The following is a 15,437-nucleotide window of genomic DNA, read 5'->3' as shown; positions in this document are numbered from 1 at the left end:
TGCAATTTAAATCCACTAAAACCGCCTTTGTTGGCGGTTTTTTGTTTGGCACGGTTTTTGCCTTATATTCTGGTGGAGGTGGTTTGAATGCAGAAAACACAATTATGGCGCAGACTGATTCTCACGAGCATGGTAGTTTTGGCAGCCTGGCTGGGCCTTAGGCACCAGTTAGTAGGAGGTGGACCAAAGGGAGCGGCCCCCCTTGATTCGTTTTGCCCTTTTGGGGCGGTGGAAACAGCTGCAACACTGGCAGTCAGCGGCACCTTTATAGAAAAAACCAACTGGTCAAATCTGATTTTATTTGGTGGCCTGGTTTTATCTGCTTTCCTGGCCGGTAGCTTTTTTTGCGGCTGGCTCTGTCCGCTGGGAGCATTACAGGATTTCTTTGCCTGGGCAAGCAAAAAAATATTTGGGCGGCAGCTGGAACTCGGGAGAAACCTGGATCATATTTTCAGTTATGGACGTTACCTGATGTTGGTAATAATTGTGGTTGCTACCTACTACGCAAATGAACTGGTTTTTGAAAGTTACGATCCCTACAAAGCCTTCTTTCACTTCAAGTTTGAGGATTATATACCTGTGCTGGTAATTGGCCTGTTTATAGCTGGCAGTATGGCCATATCACGCTTTTGGTGCCGCTATCTGTGCCCCCTGGGCGGTCTGGTGGGATTATTTAACAAACTGGGTTCATTACGACCCGGTCGTAAGGCTGAGACCTGTATTAGTTGCCATCGCTGTGATCGGGTTTGTCCGACAGCGGTAAAAATAACTGAACGGGAAAAAATAACAGATTCATCCTGTGTCAGCTGTCTGAAATGTGTAGATGCCTGTCCTGTACCGGAGACACTGACCATAAAGAGCAAGGGTTTATTTCTGGTGCTGGGGTTATTGGCTTTTTTCCTGCCACCCCTGATTACACAGGTGACAGGGATATGGCAGTCTACTCCGGTTGCTGCCGAAATAGAACAAATTAATGATCCGGCTCAGATTAAAGGGTGGATGACACTGGAAGACGTTGCCCGGGCTTTCGGACTGGATAAAAATCAGTTAGCAAGGGAATTGGGGTTATCCGAGGCGGAGACCGGCGAGCATCTAAAGGAAGTAATGGCGGAAAAAGGCAAAGATATGGATTACCTGAGAGCCTATATTGCTGAAAAATTGAAGGAAAAATAAAATTTAGTAGTTCCTCTCGCAGGGGTAGAGCATAAGATGAATTAAAACTCCTACCCTGCGGGAGGTATATTTTTATGTTTTACTGGCCCTATTATTGGCTATATTGCTGTTACAAACAACCCAATCAGCAGCCAGTCTGTCCGCACCCCACTCCTGCTCCCACGCCTTCATTGCCTGAAATCACAGAAGCCATTGAGCAATATTTGAACAGTCCGGAAGGTAGACAGCAGTTGAGCAAAATAGCGGAAGAATATATCAGCAAACCGGAACAACAGACCCGCATTCGCAGCTGGCTGCGAGCCAATTTGCCGGAATTATTGAAAAGCCCGGCTGTCCGCAGTGTGTTACGGGAAATAGTAAAGGATATATTGAGTGAAGGGGAACCCCTTGGTTGATGGCAAACAGGTGCGCTGGCACCTGTTTTTTGTTTGACGTTAATTATTTCCATCACAAATACAAAAAGTATTGACATAGATAAAAGAGTTGAATATAATAAACTACGACAAATACATATACCCAGTAAGGGTATAACGAAAAGGAGGTAGATTTTGGTGAAAGTATCGAGACGAGAATTCCTGAAAAGAAGCCTGACTGCCGGCGTGGCGGGAGCCATGATTTTGAGTCAGGGCCCCCAGCAGGCCAATGCTGCGAGCGGAGAACAGGGTTATGGCACTGTCATAGATTTGACTAAATGCACCGGTTGCGGTGTTTGTGTAGACGCCTGCCGGAATGCGAACCAGCATAAATTCCCTGAGCCGAAAGGCCCTATTCCGGTAAACTGGCCGACCGGAAAATTTGAGGACTGGTCCAAAAAGAGAAGTATTAAAAATCGTTTAACTCCTTATAACTGGACTTATATTCAAAAAGTAAAAGTTAAACATCAAGGACAGGATGTAGAGATTAGCATTCCGCGGCGCTGTATGCATTGCGATAACCCGCCCTGTGCTAATCTCTGCCCCTTCGGTGTCAATAACAAAACCCCTGAAGGAGCGGTAGTGATTGATGAAAATGGTTGCTTTGGCGGTGCCAAGTGTCAGGCTGTTTGTCCCTGGCATATTCCTCAGCGGCAAGGCGGAGTGGGGATTTATATGAAAGTACTGCCCGGTCTAATTGGAGGCGGGGTCATGTATAAGTGTGATCTTTGCCTGGACCGGGTGAAAGAAGGCAAACAGCCTGCCTGCGTGGAAGCCTGCCCGCACGGAGCTATCAGTTTCGGGCCCAAGGAAGAAATGCGGAAATTGGCTCATCAACGGGCTGAAGAAATTGGCGGTTACATCTATGGTGAAAAGGAAAACGGAGGTACTTCCACTTTCTATGTATCTGCCGTACCTTTTGAAGAAATCAATAAAGCCCTGATTGAACAAGGGGTGGCCGATCCCGAAAAACCCGGCAAACCTGCAATGCCGGTAAAAGTGAAAAATGCTTCCGATGATCCGAAAGAGGCTATGACCAGTATAGCTATTGCTCCTGTGGCCGGTTTGGTAGCGGCCGGTATTACCGCCTACAAAACCTTAACCAGGGAGGGGAAATAAAATGGCTATTTTGCATGAGGAAGGAAAAGTTATTCGTCACAAACTGGCGACGCGCATAATTCACTGGCTGGTGGCTCTTTCTACCTTTACTCTGTTTTTTAGTGGCATAATGCAGATGCCAATGGCAAAACGCTATGGGATAGCTTCTATCCCTGGTCTGCAATGGTCGGCCAATTTTGCTCTGACCTTGAAAATCCATTACTGGGCGGCAGCGGTATTGATTTTTGCAGCTTTCTATCATCTGGCTTTGATGATTATTCTCAAAGAATACGATATCCTGCCCCGGCAAGGTGATTTAAAGGAATCCATTCATATCATCAAATGTATGTTAACCGGGCAACCGGAACCGGAGCATGACAAATACCTGGCAGAACAGAGAGTTGCTTATGGCTATATGGCCATAAGTTTTGCCCTGATCATTATTACTGGTGCCTTGAAGGTCTACAAAAACATGCCGGGAGTGGACTTGAGTCCTGATACTGTGTGGTGGCTGGCAACATTGCATAATATCGGTACTGGTATGCTGGCTTTTGGAATTGTAGCACACCTGGCCGCTTTTCTGATCAAGGAAAACCGCCACCTCTTGCCCAGTATGCTTAACGGAAAAGTCTCACTAGAATACTGTTTGCGGCGGCATCCCTTGCGGATGGCCAAATTGATGGGAATGGGAAAAAAGGAAGGCGCTTAAGAGAGTATAGAAGGGAGAGGAATGAGGATGAGCAAAGTGAAGGTGTTATTTTTACCCGACCAGGTAACAGTGGAAGTGGAACAGGGAACCAGTCTTCTGAAAGCAGCTGCGGTGGCGGGAATCAGTATTAAAAGTACCTGTGGCGGGGCCGGGACCTGTGGCAAATGTCTGGTTCAGGTAAAGGAAGGAGAGGTGCGGGTGGACAGTACCCGCAATCTTTCACCGGCCCAGCAGAAACAGGGGATGGTCCTGGGGTGTCAAGCTTTTGCAATCAGTGATGTGACAGTAGAAGTGCCGGCTGATTCCCGTTTGCGCCGGCATCAGGTACTCATTGGAGAATTGGAACAGCCTGATCTGGGGGATTTTCCCTTTGAACCTTTACTGCGTACAGTAACTCTGGATTTAACTCCCCCAACCTTAGATGATATCACCGTAGACAGCCAGCGTTTGCTGGCGGCTCTGGCCGTACAGGGATATCAGCCGGTACATTTGCCCTTGCGTTTACTGCAGCGTTTGCCGGAAGATCTGCGGACTGCGATGTGGAAAGTGGATGTAATCATGTCCCTTACTGATTGCGGCTGGCAGGTAATAGCGGTGGAACCAAACAACCCCGGCAAGGAACGCTTTGGTTTAGCGGTGGATATCGGCACCACTACAGTGGTAGTCAGCCTGCATAATCTGGCTAACGGCCAAACAGTGGCCAGGGCTGGCACATATAACCTGCAGGCCCAGTATGGCGATGATGTGATCAGTAGAATGATTCACGCTACGGAAAACAAAGACGGACTAACAGAACTGCAGCAGGCAGTTGTCAAGACGATTAATGATTTGATCCGGCAAATTGAAAAAGAAACCCAGATCAATCGGGAAGATATCTATGGTCTGGTAGCAGCGGGCAACACTACCATGTCCCAATTGTTTCTTGGCATTTCGCCCAAATACATTCGTCTGGAACCCTACATTCCAACTATATCCAGCGTGGCGGCAGTAGATGCCGCTGAGATCGGCGTTAAAATTCATCCCCGGGGCATGGTCTATTTGATTCCATCGGTCGCTTCCTATGTCGGGGGAGATATTACTGCCGGGGTACTGGCTACCCGTTTGACTGATGCGGAGGAAATCACGCTTTTTATTGACATCGGCACCAATGGAGAAATGGTGCTGGGCAATCGGGACTGGCTGGTGACCTGTGCCTGTTCCGCCGGTCCGGCTTTCGAAGGGGGCGGTATCACCTTTGGCATGCGGGCCATGGAAGGGGCCATCGAACGGGTGAAAATTGACTCCTCTACCGGAGAAATTGAGTACAAGACGGTGCAGGATGCCAAACCGATTGGCATTTGCGGATCAGGCTTAATCGAGTTGCTGGGCCAGCTGCGCCGGGCCGGTCTGATTGACCGTACCGGCAAGTTCACCGACCAGGTCCAAACTGACCGGCTGAGAGAGCGGGACGGAGAAAAGGAATACGTATTGGCCTGGGCCAAGGATAGTGGCAGCGGCAAAGATATTGTAATAACTGAAAGCGATATCAAAAACCTGATCCGCTCTAAAGGAGCCGTTTATGCCGGAGTGCGCAGCCTGTTAAGGGCGGTGGACCTGCCGCTTGAGGCCATCGACCGTATCTTCATTGCCGGCGGTTTTGGCCATTATCTCAGCATTCCGGAAGCGGTAGAAATCGGCTTGTTGCCCGATGTGGAACGAGATAAGTATGCTTATGTCGGCAATACTTCCTTGAAAGGGGCGCAATTGGCCTTGTTGTCGGTCTCTGCCTGGCATCGTGCTCGGCAGATCGGAGAAATGATGACCTATATTGAACTTTCTGCCGGCAATACCTTTATGGACGAGTATGTTTCAGCTTTGTTCCTGCCCCATACCGATCTGACCCAGTTTCCATCAGTGAAAGGATGATGACTATGCTGAAAAAAATTTTCCACTGGCCGGGTAAAAACCTGGTTTTAGCTATACCGATTGTTTTACTGATCGGGTTTATGGTAGGATACCAGTGGGATACTTCCTTTTTGAAAAAATATATCCTGGTGGCAACGGTGTTAATGATCTATCCCACCATGATCGGCTTTAAAATTAAAGAAGCTTTTGACCTGTCCCACTGGCAGGTGCTAGTGACCAGTTTACTGCTCAACTTTATTGTAATTCCCGGTATCGCATATATACTTGGCAAAACCCTGCTCACCAATGAACCGCTGCTGTTTGCCGGCCTGGTGCTGGCTTCCCTGTTGCCCACCAGCGGTATGACCATTTCCTGGACCATGTTGTTTAAAGGCAATGTGGCGGCGGCGGTGAAAATAACTGCTATCAGTTTGATTTTAGGTAGCCTGCTGGCGCCCTGGTACTTGCTGGTGATGGTAGGCAAACTTATTCCCGTTAATGTCCAGCAGACTTTCATTACAATAGCTTTAGTAGTATTTTTGCCTATGTTACTGGGGAATATCACCTATCGCTGGCTGATGAAAAAATACACTCAGCAGGAATTTCAGCAAAAAATTAAACCCATTTTCCCCAGCGCCAGCGTGTGGGCTATGCTGTTTGTCATTTTCTCTTCCATTAGCATGAAGGCAAAAATGATTGTAGAAAACCCCGGGCTGATTGGGCAGGCTCTAACGGTACTGGCAGTCTTTTACCTGTTGAATTTCTTCCTCAGTACAGTAGTGGGCAAACTCTTATTAAAACGCAATGATGCAGTAGCCCTGGTCTATGGGACGGTAATGCGCAATCTGTCTCTTTCCCTGGGATTAGCAGTGACTACCTTTGGTCCCAAGGCAGCCCTGATTGTAACCCTGGCCTTTATCCTGCAGGTGCAGGGAGCTGCCTGGTATGGCAAAATGGCGGAAAAACGGCAATGGCTGGGTAAGCCCCAGACAGCATAATCAAGATGGGAGGTAATGGGAGATGGAATGGGAAAAACTGAGCAAAGAGGAACTGCTGGAGCGGCTGGCTAAAGCCAAAGAGGAACTGGAAGAAGTGGAAGAAGAACGGATGTTTGTTCTTTCTCAAACCGGTCTCCACGTGTCCGGTGGTACTGTAAGGAAATATGAGGAAGAAGTTAACCGTTTGCGGGAGCTGGTGAAAGCTATTGAAGCCAGATTGGCACAAATGTGAGATACGGGGCATAGGTATTTATTGACGGCGAAAGAGATGATTAGTATAATTAAAGTAAGACTTGGAGGTGATACCTATGCCAAACTATGATTTTCAATGCCTGGAATGTGGACATAAATTTACCAAACTGGTTCCTCTGCAGGAAAAGGATAAAGTTCGCTGTCCTGAATGTGGCGGACATGTGAAACAGCTGTTTGGTAGTTTTGGCTTTGCTGTTAAAGGCGGCAGCGGCTCCTGTTCTTCTTCCTCTTCCTGCGGTTTTGGCGGATTCAGTTGAGGTTAAACCAGGAGAACCGGTGGTTCTCCAGCAGGGAGGCGGCGGGTTCAAACCCGCCGTTCTTTCTAAGCGGCCCTACATAATAGGGGGTGGTTATATGAAAACTAATAATGCTGAACAGGAGATAAAGGAACTGGAAGCCCGAATAGCTGACCTTAAGAAGCGCTGGCCAGCCCATTCTCTGCGTCCTGCCATGGTACAAGAACTGGAAGAGCTGGAGGAAAGGCTGGAAGAGCTAAAAAGGGAGAGATAGAGCATGACCCATCGCTTTGACCCAAAACAAATGGCCAAGCTGGATAGTCCGGTACGACGGCAAATTTTACCCCCGGAACTGGTAATCAGCAAACTTCCGCTGCTGCCAGGTCAGGTTATTGTTGATTTTGGCTGTGGCAGTGGTTATTTTACTGAACCACTGGCCCGACAGGTTGGTTTGAATGGAAAAGTTCTTGCAGTAGATGTGGCTCCGGAAATGCTGGCAGCGACCCGTGAGAGATGTGATCAGGCAGGCTTGCTCAATGTGGAATATGTACAGACAGATGGGGTAAATCTGCTCCTCCCACAGCCAGCTGATGGGGTTTTCCTGGCCAATGTACTGCATGAGATAGAGAAACCGGTAGAATTTTTACAGCAGTTAGCTGCTGTAATGACTACTGCTGGTTGGCTGGCTATTGTTGAGTGGTTGCCCCAGCCTATGGAATGGGGGCCGCCCCTTTCTGAACGGCTAACCATTCAGGCTATTTATGAGCTGGTAGAAGGTAGCGGTTGGGAGTTGTTGTGCTGGGAAAAATTACCGCCAGCCCATGGGCTGGCCATAGCGAGGAGGAAATATGATGATTGATTTAGGGATCAGCAAAAAGGTTTCAGGGGAGTTCAGCCAGGTAGAGGAAAAAGTCAGAACAGCTTTACAGAACAATGGTTTTGGTGTGATTACCGAAATAGATGTTAAAGAAACTCTCAAGAAAAAGTTAGATGTGGACTACAGGAATTATAAAATTCTGGGGGCATGTAATCCGCCTATGGCTTATAAAGCTCTATCCCTGGAGCCTGCCATCGGTCTGATGTTGCCCTGTAATGTGATTGTGGCAGAAGAAGATGATGGCATTCTGGTATCGGCTATCAACCCCATGACTATGATGGGGATCATGAACAACGAAGGTTTACTTGAGGTAGCTACCCAGGTGACTGAAAAATTGCAAAAGGTGATTGCTGAAGTTTAAGGAGGAGATAACCATGGCAGAGCAAACTGTTATACAAATTTTTGGGTCCCGCATTGCCAGTGCCTGTTTTTCCGGTGGTTGAGGGCCATCCATATCTCCGGAGGAGATAGCTTACTCGCTGGATCGTGATTTCCGTCGTCTCTATGACAACCGGGTGATTGTGAAATATATCGATGTCGATGATGACGAATTGGATGAATATCCGGAAGTGGAAAAACTGGTAAAAGATAACCAGACCCCCTTGCCCATTGTGGCAATTGATAAAGAACCCTTATGGGCGGGATATATTTTCTATCCCTATATCGTAACTGAACTTAATAACCGGGGAATTAAACCTACGGCTAAATAGCAAAAAGCGCCCCTGCGGGGGCGCTTTTCTGTTATAATATTCATGAGGTGAGGAAATGAGAAAACAGTGGTTTTTATTCAGTTTAGGCCTCCTGGTGATGATTTCAGTTGCCTGGTACTTATCCCGTCAGGCCGGGGGCCTGGCCGGTGCCTGGCTGTTTGGAATCATTTTTGGTTTTACGCTGCAGCGCAGCCGGTTTTGCATGGCCAGCATGCTCAGGGATTATTTTCTGTTCGGTTTTAAGCAACCTGCCCGTGCGCTATTTTTGCTGATGCTAGTCACTACAATCGGATTTACTATTGTGAGGGTATGGCGGCAAGCGACCGGACATACGATTGTCGGTTACTGGGAGCCCTGGGGATGGGGCACGGTGATTGGCGGCCTTTTGTTCGGCCTTGGTATGGTGTTAGCTGGAGGCTGTGCTTCCGGTATGCTGATGCGCATGGGGGAGGGTTATGCCATGCAATGGCTGGCCTTTATCGCCTTTCTGCTTGGTACCGGGCTGGCTGTCTGGCTCTTTCCCTGGTGGCAACAGGCCTTGAGGGCTCCTGTCGATTTGGCTACCCGTTTTCCTCTTTGGGGCCTGGCCACCACACAAATTGCGATCTTGACTCTGATCTGGTATAAACTACGGGGGGAGTAACTATGGCGGAAATATTTTTGGAAGCCTGGGGGGAAATGTGTCCCCTGCCATTATTAAAAGCGGAAAAAGAATTGAAGCAGCTTAAGCCGGGAGATTCGCTGGTTTTGGAAACAGATCACAGCTGTACAGCCCGCACCTTTGAAAACTGGGCTCGCAAGCACCAAGTGGTTTTGGAAGTGGAGGAAGTGGAATGCGGCGTATGGCAAATTCGCATCACCGTCCCTGGTACAAACGGGATTGGCCCTACTGGGCAGGCGCAATAGTATTGGCTATAGCCAATACCTTAATGCTGGCAGTTTATGCACAACCCTGGCGCATTACAACTGCCCTGGCGGGCTGGTGGGGAGCGATTTTAGAGAGCATAGGTTTCTCGCCAATTAGCTGGAGTTACTACCAGATTGAAGGGATGAAGCCTACTCTCAGTCAATGGGTTGCCGGCTATTTTGGTACCTGGCTGGTGGCCGGCATGGTTCTGGGATCTTTTCTGTCCAGTACTCTGGCGGGTCAATGGCGATGGCGGTCCATGGCCAATAGAACTATGGCGCTTCTCGCCCTGATTGGCGGCGGTCTGATGGGGCTGGGTGCCCGCCTGGCTTCGGGATGTAATGTGGGGGCTCTGGCCAGCGGAATTCCCTCTTTTTCCTTGCACTGTTACCTGTTTCTGCTGGCCGTAACGGCAGGAGCCGCCGTTGGAGCTTATCTGTTGCGCCGCTGGTTTGCTTAACAGAAGACCCGCTGGGCGGGATCAGATAAGAAATTCAGCAACAGCTTAACGCCAGGTGTCAATTTGGTTTGTTCCTTAGTAAGCAGATAAAAATAGAGCGGCATGTTGAGGCCTTCCAGCGGGAGGGCCTTTACTGTTTTCGTGCGGATTTCCCGCCGCATGACCGAACGAGGCAAAATGCTGATACCCATCCCTGCTTCCAGAGCTGATTTGATAGCGGCGATACTGTTTAATTCCAGGGTTTTTGGCAAGGCTTCAACACTGAGTCCCAGCTGTTGCAGATAATAGTCTATGGCAGAGCGCAGGCCGGAGTTCCGCTCTCCAGTAAGAAAAACTGCTCTTAATAAGTCCTGGGCGGTTACCTGAGCTGTTCCGGCCAGAGGGTGTTCAGCCGGTACGGCTACCAGCAGTTCGTCCTGGCCACAGGCATAATTGGTCCAGCCGGGATAGGTAGTGGCTCCTTCCAGCAAAGCCAGTTCCAGTTCGCCGTCAGCAAGCAATTTCACGATTTCTGCGGCTCTTTCCCGGCGTACTTTGACACAGTATTGTGGGTATTTTTCTTTAAAAACATATAAGGCACAGGGCAAGGGAAAGTCTGCTACCAGTGTGCTGGCCCCCAGTAAGATCTGTTCCTCACATTTTTGGGAGTAAACATTCAATTCCTGCAGCAGCTGTTTTGCTTTTTCCAGGATCTCCTTACCATGTTCATAGACGAGAAAACCAGCGGGTGTTAGCATCAGCTGACGGCCCTGACGGTTTAGGAGCTGGACGCCAAGAGTTTCCTCCAGTTTTTTTAACTGGGCGCTGACTGCCGGTTGTGACATATGCAACAATTTGGCTGCGGCGGAAAAACTGCCCTCTTTGACAATGGTGATGAACAATTGAATTTGATGTAAGTTGAGCATAATATGTCCTCCTAATATATATAAACGTTTGGTTATAATTCTATCAAAATAACGAATAAAAGCAAGGCAGGAAATAAAAATAGTAGAGCGAATTATAAAAGTGAACACAAGAACTAATAGAAACCAAAACGGATTGTGTTTCTCTGAACAAGTGAGAGGAGGAGCGATTATGCTACAAAAAGCCATGACACGCCGCTCGTTTCTAAAAACTACGGCGGTCACCGGGGCCGCCCTGGCCGCTTCGCAGTGGCTAAGTTTCGGCGATTGGCTGACAGCAGCGGAAAAAGCAGAAGTGGTTGTTAAGCCGACGCTGTGTAATGGCTGTTCCAGCCGCTGTGGTGTGCTGGTGCATTTAAAAAACGGCCGGATCTGGAAAATTACCGGCAATCCTGACCATCCGGCCAGCAAGGGTAAGGTATGCGCCCGCGGACAGGGGGTGGCCAGCTGGGTTTATCATCCGGACCGTTTAACACAGCCGTTGAAACGGGTCGGGGATAACAAGTTTGAACCAATTTCCTGGGAACAGGCCTTTAAAGAAATTGGCGAAAAGCTGCAGGAAATCCGGCAGAAATACGGTGGAGAAACTATTTTCTATGCTCACAACCCCAAGGAAATCGGTGAGTTTTACGGGGAACGGCTGGCCTATGCCCTTGGTACTCCTACTATCCTTTCTCATCACGTGATGTGCAGCCTTAACCGGGATGTAGGCATGCAGTGGACTTTGGGTGGAGTTCCTTCGGCCGATGTCAGCAAAGCCAAATATATGATTTTTATCGGCCGTAGTTATGCTGACGGGATTAAACCTTCTTCCATTTCTGCCCTGCTGAAGGCCAAGAGCAAAGGGGCCAAGATTATTGTCATCGACCCCCGTTACAACAGCACGGCGCCCCTGGCCGACAAGTGGCTGCCGATCAATCCTGGTACCGACCTGGCTTTCCTGCTGGCTATGGCGCATGTAATCATTCGGGATAAGCTTTATGATGAAGAATTTGTCACTAAGAATGCTGTCGGTTTCCCGGAATTTGCTGCAGCCATGGCTCAGTACACACCGGCCTGGGCGGAAAAAATCACCGGCATCAAGGCTGAGACCATTGAGGAAATCGCTACCGATTTTGCCAAAGCCAAACCCAAAGCTTTTATTGAGCCAAGCTGGAAAGGGGGCTTTGGTTGCAGCTATCAGAACAGCACCGAAACAGCCCGGATGGTGGCCCTGGTCAATGCCTTAATCGGCAATATCAACCGGCAAGGCGGTCTTGTTTTTGGCGCCAAACCGAAGCTGGGCAAATTAGATCATACCAAATTCCCGGAACCGGAAAAACCGAAAGTCAGACGTCTGGATGAAGTTGGTGAAAATGACACTTATCCATTAGCTTTGCCGTCCAAAGGCATTATTCAACTGGTAGCGCAAAAAGCCAAAGAAGGCAAAGCCAAAGCAGGAATTGTTTATCACTTCAACCCAATCCGCAATGTGCCAGATCCCCAGCATATGATTGAAGGGTTTAAGAATCTGGAATTGCTGGTTGTTATCGACATGTTCATGAGCGAAACAGCAGAGCTGGCTCACTATGTGTTGCCAGAACCCACTTATCTGGAACGGACAGAACTAGTGGAGCCGCAAAAAGGCTGGGTCCCGGCTGTGGCTATCAGAGCTAAAGTTATGGAACCACTGCACAAAGAAACCAGGCCTTTTGATGAAATAGTGACCGGGATTGCCCAAGCGGCTGGAGTTGGCCAGTATTTCAACTTCACTCTGGAGGAAGTTAACCGGATTATGCTGGCCGGAGCAGGCGTTACTTTGGAACAGTTGCTGGAAAAAGGAGTTATCAGCTTCAAAGACCAGGAGATGCCGGAAGGTTTCACAGAACTGAAAACCCCCAGCAAAAAAGTGGAATTTGCTTCCCAGGCCTTTGCCAAGGCTGGTTTCAGCGCGGTGCCCCGTTGGATCGAGCCTCTGGTCAAACCCAATCCTGAACAGGGAGAATTCCGGTTGTTGCACGGCAAGCAGGGTATTCACTCCCATACCTCTACTGCCAACTTGCCTGTACTGCTGGAAATTACCAAACAGTATGACATGGAAAGGCTGTGGATACCGGCTAAACGGGCCAAAGCGCTGGGTATCAAAGATGGTGACTGGGTTATTGTCGAGAACGATCGCGCCAAAGGACGGATCAGGGCTAAAGTGACAGAACTTTTGCATCCTGATGTTGTATACCTGCCCGGCCATTATGGCAGTTTTGCCAAAAAGATGCGTTATTCCAAAGGCTTTGGCATCAGCATGAACGACTTTATCAAATACATGATCGAACCCATGTCCGGAGCCGTCAATGCGATGGAAGTGGTCGTCAAAGTCCGGAAGGAGGCGTAAGACATGGCACGTTACGGGATGTTAATCGATACCAGGAAGTGTGTAGCCTGCTTTTCATGCAAAGTAGGCTGTCAGATGCAAAATGAACTGGAACCGGGTCAGGCTTTTACCCGGTTAGAGCAGAGAGAAAGCGGGGTGTATCCCGATGTCCGGGTGGAAAATGTCTTTATCCAGTGCCAGCACTGTGAAGACGCTCCCTGTGTCAAAGTTTGTCCCACCACTGCCAGCTACCGGCGGCCTGACGGTGTTGTCCTGGTTGACCCTGACAAATGTATCGGCTGTAAATACTGCATGGTGGCCTGTCCTTACCAGGCCCGGATCCAGGATGAGAAAACCGGGGTGGTGGAAAAGTGCCGTTTCTGTATTGAACTGGTGGAAGCGGGCGGTGAACCCCACTGTGTAACTTCCTGCATTACCGGTTGTCGGATCTTTGGGGACCTGGATGACCCCAAAAGTGAAATCAACAAGGAAATCATCAAACGGGGAGCCAAACCGCTCCGGCCTGATCTGTGTACAAAGGCCAAAATCTTTTACGTGAGGTGAGGACTTTATGGCATGGGGAACGATCATCGCAGCCTACCTCTTTTTAGCCGGGGTTAGTGCCGGCGCGTTTCTGACGGCAGTCAATGCCCCCCGCCTGTGGCCGCGGGGTAAGTGGGAGGCTTTGACTAAAAGCGGCATTTTACTGGCAATACCCTTAATGGCTCTTGGTTTGTTGTTACTGGTATTTGACGCTGAAGCGGGCTTGAAAGCGCCCTGGCGCTTTTTGTACCTCTTTTTGAACTTCCCGGGTTCAATGATGACCAACGGTACTATCATCATCTCCCTGTATATGCTGGTACTGCTTTACTGCGGCTGGCTGGTATGGAAAAAGCAAGAATTGCCGCGCTGGCTGGTAACAACCGGCAACCTGCTGGCGCTTGGTACAGCTGGATATACGGGCTTGTTGATCGGTGTAGTAAACACTGTTCCTCTCTGGAACACGGCAGTTTTACCGGTGTTATTCCTGGTTTCTGCGCTGTCGACGGGGATGGCAGCAGCCGTTATCACTGCCCTCTGGCTGGATGGTGGAATTATTGGTCAGCTGCAGGGTATGAAAAAAGTGCACCTGGGTCTGCTGATTGGAGAGTTGATTTTGCTGTTTTTCCTGGTTTATGTAACCGGCACTTCTTCCGATGTAGCCCGGCAATCGGTAGATTTGCTGTTGACCGGCAAATTTGCTGCTCTCTTCTGGGGTGGACTTATCGGCCTGGGCCTGGTACTGCCTCTACTCATTGAATGGTGGGAAATGGGCAATGCTAAACATGAAAACAAAGCTTTGACTGTCTTAAGTGAAGTGATGGTACTGTCTGGAGGATTTATTCTGCGCTACCTGATTCTTGCCGCAGCCCTGCCGGTTAATCTCCTCGGTTAGGGGGATGAAAATGAACAGTGAAATATGGTTTGAATTGGCCGATGCCCTGAAGGAGCCGGAAGACTGGAATTACCGGGACGATTATCTGGAAGCCTTTGTTCATCCTAAGACCAGGATTATCCCCGTGGAATCCCTGTTTCGGCCCTGGAGCGAAGGGGAGAAAACTGAACTCCCCTTCGCCCGGCAAAAGGGCTATCTTTTATCAGACCGGGCCCTGCATATGAGAGAGCTGTTAAATCAGTATGGACTGGAAATACCGCCAGAAATGCAGGAGACCCCGGATCACCTGATAATCGAGCTGGAATTTCTGGGCTTTTTGCTGGCAAACGGAAAAGGGGAGGAAGCAAAAGCCTTTGTGGGGGAGCATTTGGACTGGGTACCGGAATTGGTAGAAAATGCAAGGGGGAAATTGCCTGCTGATAACCGGTATCTAAAAGTGTTACAGGAAATTGAGGCAAAAATCAAAGAATACTTTGCCTAGAGAATGGCCCTGTACATTTTGTACAGGGCCATTCTATTGAGGCTTATCAGGTGCCGTCCTCATTCTTCCCACGTCCTTTTCCTGAGTCTTGCTCTGTCTCGGGCTCCGCTTGCTCAGGTTGTTCAGATTGGGATGGCAGTTCATCCTGGGATGGTAGTTTGCCCTGTAATTTCTCTGGCCGTTGTTGAAGTTTGCGTTTATCAGGCAGTAGCGTTGCATTAATTTTATGAATGGTAGTCAACTATGTTTTGGTCATTACGCATTATGGTATATATGACATTTATGTAATTATATGTAATTAAGGACTCCAGTTCTTTGGCCAAAAGGGCTAGTGGTAATAGAGGGTAGTCCTATTCCACATTTTGTCAGCCATTTTGCTTTACAATATAATTGGGTCATAACTCACTTCATTCAGAAAATTTGTTTCTCCGTCCATTACTTGCCTTACTGTTAACTCATATATTGCTTCGTAATTTAGTCTTCGTCGTCCTTTGGACGTTCGCTTTTTCTGTTTACATAGTTTTTTCCTAAATACCTCGTAGGGCTCATAAAGAC

20 protein-coding genes are annotated in these 15,437 nt (G+C 48.7%); 19 read left to right on the top strand and 1 reads right to left on the bottom strand.

Annotated elements, in window-relative coordinates:
* The first annotated feature begins 87 nt into the window (after nucleotides 1-87).
* From B5D20_RS04800 to B5D20_RS04730, 15 genes are all read left to right on the top strand, one after another.
* Entirely contained in the window at nucleotides 88-1,173 is a 1,086-nt protein-coding gene (locus B5D20_RS04800) for a 4Fe-4S binding protein (protein WP_078665095.1), read from the top strand.
* A gap of 74 nt (nucleotides 1,174-1,247) precedes the next feature.
* Nucleotides 1,248-1,568 (top strand): hypothetical protein, encoded by a 321-nt coding sequence (locus tag B5D20_RS04795; protein WP_078665094.1) that lies wholly within the window; start codon nucleotides 1,248-1,250, stop codon nucleotides 1,566-1,568.
* Nucleotides 1,569-1,724: 156 nt separating this feature from the next.
* Nucleotides 1,725-2,705, top strand: a complete 981-nt coding sequence (locus B5D20_RS04790; protein ID WP_242952042.1) for a 4Fe-4S dicluster domain-containing protein — start codon at nucleotides 1,725-1,727, stop codon at nucleotides 2,703-2,705.
* A 1-nt stretch (nucleotide 2,706) separates the two neighbouring features.
* Complete coding sequence (locus B5D20_RS04785; protein ID WP_078665092.1) at nucleotides 2,707-3,393, top strand: formate dehydrogenase subunit gamma; 687 nt, start codon at nucleotides 2,707-2,709, stop codon at nucleotides 3,391-3,393.
* Between the two features lie 27 nt (nucleotides 3,394-3,420).
* The gene (locus B5D20_RS04780; RefSeq protein ID WP_078665091.1) at nucleotides 3,421-5,298 is read left to right on the top strand and encodes an ASKHA domain-containing protein; all 1,878 of its coding nucleotides are present in this window, start codon (nucleotides 3,421-3,423) and stop codon (nucleotides 5,296-5,298) included.
* Between the two features lie 5 nt (nucleotides 5,299-5,303).
* Nucleotides 5,304-6,275, top strand: coding sequence for an arsenic resistance protein (locus tag B5D20_RS04775; RefSeq protein WP_174182990.1), 972 nt, complete (start codon nucleotides 5,304-5,306; stop codon nucleotides 6,273-6,275).
* A gap of 22 nt (nucleotides 6,276-6,297) precedes the next feature.
* Nucleotides 6,298-6,507: a hypothetical protein gene (locus B5D20_RS04770; RefSeq protein ID WP_078665090.1), complete on the top strand. Its 210-nt coding sequence runs from the start codon at nucleotides 6,298-6,300 to the stop codon at nucleotides 6,505-6,507.
* A gap of 76 nt (nucleotides 6,508-6,583) precedes the next feature.
* Nucleotides 6,584-6,784 carry an FmdB family zinc ribbon protein gene (locus B5D20_RS04765; RefSeq protein ID WP_078665089.1) on the top strand — a complete coding sequence of 67 codons (201 nt, stop codon included), beginning with the start codon at nucleotides 6,584-6,586 and terminating at the stop codon, nucleotides 6,782-6,784.
* Nucleotides 6,785-6,881: 97 nt separating this feature from the next.
* Nucleotides 6,882-7,037: a histidine kinase gene (locus tag B5D20_RS04760; RefSeq protein WP_078665088.1), complete on the top strand. Its 156-nt coding sequence runs from the start codon at nucleotides 6,882-6,884 to the stop codon at nucleotides 7,035-7,037.
* 3 nt (nucleotides 7,038-7,040) lie between these two features.
* A complete protein-coding gene (locus tag B5D20_RS04755; RefSeq protein ID WP_078665087.1) occupies nucleotides 7,041-7,622 on the top strand; it encodes a class I SAM-dependent methyltransferase in 582 nt (193 codons plus the stop codon).
* On the top strand, nucleotides 7,615-8,001 hold the full coding sequence (locus B5D20_RS04750; RefSeq protein WP_200803469.1) for a DUF302 domain-containing protein: 387 nt from the start codon (nucleotides 7,615-7,617) through the stop codon (nucleotides 7,999-8,001). The genes B5D20_RS04755 and B5D20_RS04750 overlap by 8 nt, the downstream gene beginning before the upstream one ends.
* Before the next feature lie 160 nt (nucleotides 8,002-8,161).
* Nucleotides 8,162-8,350, top strand: coding sequence for a hypothetical protein (locus B5D20_RS04745; RefSeq protein ID WP_078665086.1), 189 nt, complete (start codon nucleotides 8,162-8,164; stop codon nucleotides 8,348-8,350).
* 55 nt (nucleotides 8,351-8,405) lie between these two features.
* The gene (locus tag B5D20_RS04740) at nucleotides 8,406-8,993 is read left to right on the top strand and encodes a YeeE/YedE thiosulfate transporter family protein (protein WP_078665085.1); all 588 of its coding nucleotides are present in this window, start codon (nucleotides 8,406-8,408) and stop codon (nucleotides 8,991-8,993) included.
* Nucleotides 8,994-8,995: 2 nt separating this feature from the next.
* The gene (locus tag B5D20_RS04735; protein ID WP_078665084.1) at nucleotides 8,996-9,256 is read left to right on the top strand and encodes a sulfurtransferase TusA family protein; all 261 of its coding nucleotides are present in this window, start codon (nucleotides 8,996-8,998) and stop codon (nucleotides 9,254-9,256) included.
* On the top strand, nucleotides 9,184-9,717 hold the full coding sequence (locus B5D20_RS04730) for a YeeE/YedE thiosulfate transporter family protein (protein WP_078665083.1): 534 nt from the start codon (nucleotides 9,184-9,186) through the stop codon (nucleotides 9,715-9,717). The genes B5D20_RS04735 and B5D20_RS04730 overlap by 73 nt, the downstream gene beginning before the upstream one ends.
* Here B5D20_RS04730 and B5D20_RS04725 read toward each other — a convergent pair.
* Entirely contained in the window at nucleotides 9,714-10,622 is a 909-nt protein-coding gene (locus B5D20_RS04725) for a LysR family transcriptional regulator (RefSeq protein WP_159071841.1), read from the bottom strand. The genes B5D20_RS04730 and B5D20_RS04725 overlap by 4 nt on opposite strands.
* A gap of 169 nt (nucleotides 10,623-10,791) precedes the next feature.
* On the opposite strand from B5D20_RS04725, the gene B5D20_RS04720 reads away from it, so the two are divergent.
* Genes B5D20_RS04720 through B5D20_RS04705 form a run of 4 tightly spaced genes read left to right on the top strand, consistent with a single transcriptional unit; the run spans nucleotide 10,792 to nucleotide 14,882 of the window.
* Complete coding sequence (locus tag B5D20_RS04720) at nucleotides 10,792-12,987, top strand: molybdopterin-containing oxidoreductase family protein (RefSeq protein ID WP_078665081.1); 2,196 nt, start codon at nucleotides 10,792-10,794, stop codon at nucleotides 12,985-12,987.
* Nucleotides 12,988-12,990: 3 nt separating this feature from the next.
* On the top strand, nucleotides 12,991-13,530 hold the full coding sequence (locus B5D20_RS04715; RefSeq protein WP_078665080.1) for a 4Fe-4S dicluster domain-containing protein: 540 nt from the start codon (nucleotides 12,991-12,993) through the stop codon (nucleotides 13,528-13,530).
* 7 nt (nucleotides 13,531-13,537) lie between these two features.
* Nucleotides 13,538-14,401 (top strand): NrfD/PsrC family molybdoenzyme membrane anchor subunit, encoded by an 864-nt coding sequence (nrfD, locus tag B5D20_RS04710; protein ID WP_078665079.1) that lies wholly within the window; start codon nucleotides 13,538-13,540, stop codon nucleotides 14,399-14,401.
* A gap of 10 nt (nucleotides 14,402-14,411) precedes the next feature.
* A complete protein-coding gene (locus B5D20_RS04705) occupies nucleotides 14,412-14,882 on the top strand; it encodes a molecular chaperone TorD family protein (protein ID WP_159071842.1) in 471 nt (156 codons plus the stop codon).
* Nucleotides 14,883-15,437: the final 555 nt, after the last annotated feature.

The organism is Carboxydocella sporoproducens DSM 16521, assembly GCF_900167165.1.
Classification (GTDB): Bacteria; Bacillota.
Note: the sequence above shows the minus strand (reverse complement) of the source record. Positions and strands in the feature narration are given on the sequence as shown.

Excerpts from the sequence above, each read along its gene's own strand:
- B5D20_RS04800 (WP_078665095.1), top strand. The coding sequence starts at position 88 with ATGCAGAAAACACAATTATGGCGCAGACTGATTCTCACGAGCATGGTA.
- B5D20_RS04795 (WP_078665094.1), top strand. The coding sequence starts at position 1,248 with ATGTTTTACTGGCCCTATTATTGGCTATATTGCTGTTACAAACAACCC.
- B5D20_RS04785 (WP_078665092.1), top strand. The coding sequence starts at position 2,707 with ATGGCTATTTTGCATGAGGAAGGAAAAGTTATTCGTCACAAACTGGCG.
- B5D20_RS04780 (WP_078665091.1), top strand. The coding sequence starts at position 3,421 with ATGAGCAAAGTGAAGGTGTTATTTTTACCCGACCAGGTAACAGTGGAA.
- B5D20_RS04775 (WP_174182990.1), top strand. The coding sequence starts at position 5,304 with ATGCTGAAAAAAATTTTCCACTGGCCGGGTAAAAACCTGGTTTTAGCT.
- B5D20_RS04770 (WP_078665090.1), top strand. The coding sequence starts at position 6,298 with ATGGAATGGGAAAAACTGAGCAAAGAGGAACTGCTGGAGCGGCTGGCT.
- B5D20_RS04765 (WP_078665089.1), top strand. The coding sequence starts at position 6,584 with ATGCCAAACTATGATTTTCAATGCCTGGAATGTGGACATAAATTTACC.
- B5D20_RS04760 (WP_078665088.1), top strand. The coding sequence starts at position 6,882 with ATGAAAACTAATAATGCTGAACAGGAGATAAAGGAACTGGAAGCCCGA.
- B5D20_RS04755 (WP_078665087.1), top strand. The coding sequence starts at position 7,041 with ATGACCCATCGCTTTGACCCAAAACAAATGGCCAAGCTGGATAGTCCG.
- B5D20_RS04750 (WP_200803469.1), top strand. The coding sequence starts at position 7,615 with ATGATTGATTTAGGGATCAGCAAAAAGGTTTCAGGGGAGTTCAGCCAG.
- B5D20_RS04740 (WP_078665085.1), top strand. The coding sequence starts at position 8,406 with ATGAGAAAACAGTGGTTTTTATTCAGTTTAGGCCTCCTGGTGATGATT.
- B5D20_RS04735 (WP_078665084.1), top strand. The coding sequence starts at position 8,996 with ATGGCGGAAATATTTTTGGAAGCCTGGGGGGAAATGTGTCCCCTGCCA.
- B5D20_RS04730 (WP_078665083.1), top strand. The coding sequence starts at position 9,184 with ATGCGGCGTATGGCAAATTCGCATCACCGTCCCTGGTACAAACGGGAT.
- B5D20_RS04725 (WP_159071841.1), bottom strand. The coding sequence starts at position 10,622 with ATGCTCAACTTACATCAAATTCAATTGTTCATCACCATTGTCAAAGAG.
- B5D20_RS04720 (WP_078665081.1), top strand. The coding sequence starts at position 10,792 with ATGCTACAAAAAGCCATGACACGCCGCTCGTTTCTAAAAACTACGGCG.
- B5D20_RS04715 (WP_078665080.1), top strand. The coding sequence starts at position 12,991 with ATGGCACGTTACGGGATGTTAATCGATACCAGGAAGTGTGTAGCCTGC.
- nrfD (WP_078665079.1), top strand. The coding sequence starts at position 13,538 with ATGGCATGGGGAACGATCATCGCAGCCTACCTCTTTTTAGCCGGGGTT.
- B5D20_RS04705 (WP_159071842.1), top strand. The coding sequence starts at position 14,412 with ATGAACAGTGAAATATGGTTTGAATTGGCCGATGCCCTGAAGGAGCCG.